This window comes from Mesotoga sp. B105.6.4, from assembly GCF_002896535.1.
In the GTDB taxonomy this organism is placed as follows: Bacteria; Thermotogota; Thermotogae; order Petrotogales; family Kosmotogaceae; genus Mesotoga.
In genome coordinates, this window is the sequence record NZ_JWIM01000091.1 from 1 (window position 1) to 2,507 (window position 2,507).

Genomic DNA, 2,507 nt, shown 5'->3' on the forward strand with positions numbered 1-2,507 from the left:
ACATCCAGATCCAGGTTCCCAAGTTCCTAATCGAAGCCTGTACCAGGGTCACGCCACCTATATGCCGGTCACCATCTGGACAGTAAGCAGGTTTCCTCCAGACTTATCCCGGGATAGTTGCACCCCCCGGTTTAGATGACACTAGTAGTTGTTACGACACGTTCACGGTGGTTCACTTGTATTCGTCTCCTCTGGTACTCACCTGACGGGATCGCTGTCCCGCCTTTTCCCGTAACGTTCACTACCATGGCTCTTTACCACAGCAGCTTACGGTGGTTTGAAGCCTCCACCTGCATGGCGGCTTCGAGGGGCCCTCCCTCATCTTCGATTAAGCATGGCTAGAAGTTTCCTTCTTCGCCTTCTTGGCACACACCGGCCTCCGACCCCGGCGCAGTGTAAAGACACTGCGCTCTTCCCCTAAACACGACTTCCGGTTCATCAAAGGGCACGGGATTGGAGAATCTGTCTAGAGCGAAGGGTATATTGAGGGCAAGAACATCTTTGCTCTTGAGGAATTGAACTCCGAACTCTATCTGCTCCATATCCCTCTTGAGATTTTCTCCAAAGAGAAGGGGAGTGGGAGAGTTACCGAGATAAGCGTTGAACACCGCCCTCAAGATGAGCCCGTTGTGCTTTCTTCCCTCTCCCTGAGCTTCGGGCAGGCCTTCAAAATAGCGTAGATAGAACCTGTGAGGGCATTCCACGAAGGCTTTGATTCGGGAATAGGATAAGGGGAACGGGTGACGGTTCTCCGTCAGCCGTTCTCCGTTCTCCGATTTCTCAGGAGCTAATTGCCTGGAAATGTATGGACAAAAGAAATTCTGTCCTCTTCCTGACGCTTCTTCTGCGGAAATTGCCGAAGTAATATCACTGTTGCAAAAAGGGTAAACAGAATTAGACCTTTCCCGTCTGAAAGTGATAGTATTTAGATGTTCCAAGTTTGCTTTTTGTATTGAGAGCGGATCTCTGGCAGGAGATCCGTTCTCGTTTTTTACTGCCGGATTCATGGCGAATCACCTTCCTTTCATTAGTTCAGTTGCAAGTTCTGAGTTGCAAGTTGCAAGGGAAAACCAGTTGCAAGTGCCAAGTTGTGAGTTGCATAAGAACCGCTGTGCGCTTAAAAGCGATGAACCCGCTGATCGCTGGAAAAACCTTTATCGCTGTACGCTGGAAGAGCCGTCCTCAGTCAGCCGTCATCGGTCCTCCGATTTTTCAAGAGATTTGGGGAGTTTCCAGAGCATTCTATTAATGCTTTCGGCCTTCTTCTCGATTAGTTCAAGCTGATCTGGATTCATATAGCCAAACTCAAAGGAAATCTCCAGCTGGGCAACCGTCTCGTTCAGAAAATTCGCTTTGCGCTGCCCGCTGATCGCTATTCGCTCCGAAAAGCAATTCATACTTCATTGCCCAATATCAAGTGTTTGTTCCCGACAAGATCAGAACCAGATTCTGACCAGGAGTTTTGTCAGAATGACGCAAATCATGAAAGCTAATAATCCCTGAATGGCCTCATTCTGTCATCCCGTGATGTCTCTGCACGGGATCTTGTTCTTATTGTTGCATTGATCTTCCAAGCGGTGAACGTCTCCTAGCAAGCGACCAGCGCGGATCTTTGGACGATGGACCATCGAAGGTTGACCTGTTCTCACTCACACTTCCTCGATCTCATACGGACTAATGTCGTATCCCAGGTTGTAGAGATACATGAGTTCCTTGAACCTTGGCAGCCTTGAAAGTCTCACATAACAGGTGAACAGGAATTCAACGGGTACTTCCAGTTCCTTCGCAATCCTGTCTGCCTTGTTGAACAGCGGGGTAATCCTCCCGTTTTCGATCGCGCAGATATAGTTCTCACTCAGTCCGACCCTTTCCGCCAGCTGCTTCTGAGTCAAACCACTGCGATGGCGTGCCTCTCTGAATATCTCTATTTGCATCCCTCCTTTCGTCCATCTCTTCAGGAAGCGTTAGTGGCGACACTCTCACGCTGAAGCGTTCGAAGAGAACCTCCACAGGCATAGAGAATATGCTCGCTATTCTGTCTGCGAGAAAGAAGTCTTTCAGCTCTTCCGGTGACTTCTCGATCCTCGAGTATTTCTGCCTGCTTATCCCAAGCCTCTCTGCGACCTCCTGAATAGACAGTCCCTTATTTCTTCTTAGACGCTTTAAGATCAACATTTAACCTCCTTCGACATAATAGATTCATTGTATTGCGTAATGACTTTGGTCATCAATCAAATACTAGCAAGAAACACGACTAAAGTCCAGAGAAAATGTTATGAAAGTGAGCATTCATGGGAATCATAGAGAGTAACAATTTCGCGAAAAAGTAGAATCTTTTTAAGGATGTTTCTCAAATCGGCTTGTTTTGACCTTCGTAATGCTTTGAACATATTCCTTGACTGAGAATCAGGTACTTGGCTTTTACAGAGATTTAACGTTATTCTCTTGTCACGTGGCCACGAAGAAGAGCAGTTGCAAGTTGTGGTGTGCCAAGAAGGCGAAGAAGG

The 2,507-nt window shown here is 47.5% G+C and carries 4 protein-coding genes; all 4 read right to left on the minus strand.

All coding sequences use genetic code 11. The features are described from left to right. Nucleotides 1–338 precede the first annotated feature (338 nt). The 4 genes from RJ60_RS14600 to RJ60_RS14615 all read right to left on the minus strand — a co-directional run bounded on the left by RJ60_RS14600 (nucleotide 339) and on the right by RJ60_RS14615 (nucleotide 2,175). Nucleotides 339–1,007 carry a PD-(D/E)XK nuclease family protein gene (locus tag RJ60_RS14600; RefSeq protein WP_258006369.1) on the minus strand — a complete coding sequence of 223 codons (669 nt, stop codon included), beginning with the start codon at nucleotides 1,005–1,007 and terminating at the stop codon, nucleotides 339–341. Between the two features lie 186 nt (nucleotides 1,008–1,193). Further along, nucleotides 1,194–1,397, minus strand: coding sequence for a four helix bundle protein (locus RJ60_RS14605; RefSeq protein WP_180979983.1), 204 nt, complete (start codon nucleotides 1,395–1,397; stop codon nucleotides 1,194–1,196). 252 nt (nucleotides 1,398–1,649) lie between these two features. Beyond that, on the minus strand, nucleotides 1,650–1,892 hold the full coding sequence (locus tag RJ60_RS14610; RefSeq protein ID WP_258006370.1) for a helix-turn-helix transcriptional regulator: 243 nt from the start codon (nucleotides 1,890–1,892) through the stop codon (nucleotides 1,650–1,652). Beyond that, nucleotides 1,852–2,175, minus strand: a complete 324-nt coding sequence (locus tag RJ60_RS14615) for a helix-turn-helix domain-containing protein (RefSeq protein ID WP_099830179.1) — start codon at nucleotides 2,173–2,175, stop codon at nucleotides 1,852–1,854. The genes RJ60_RS14610 and RJ60_RS14615 overlap by 41 nt, the downstream gene beginning before the upstream one ends. Between the last annotated feature and the right edge of the window lie 332 nt (nucleotides 2,176–2,507).

What these genes read in the sequence shown, in the direction of transcription:
- RJ60_RS14600 (WP_258006369.1), bottom strand. Translation starts at nt 1,007, where the DNA reads ATGAATCCGGCAGTAAAAAACGAGAACGGATCTCCTGCCAGAGATCCG.
- RJ60_RS14605 (WP_180979983.1), bottom strand. Translation starts at nt 1,397, where the DNA reads ATGAATTGCTTTTCGGAGCGAATAGCGATCAGCGGGCAGCGCAAAGCG.
- RJ60_RS14615 (WP_099830179.1), bottom strand. Translation starts at nt 2,175, where the DNA reads ATGTTGATCTTAAAGCGTCTAAGAAGAAATAAGGGACTGTCTATTCAG.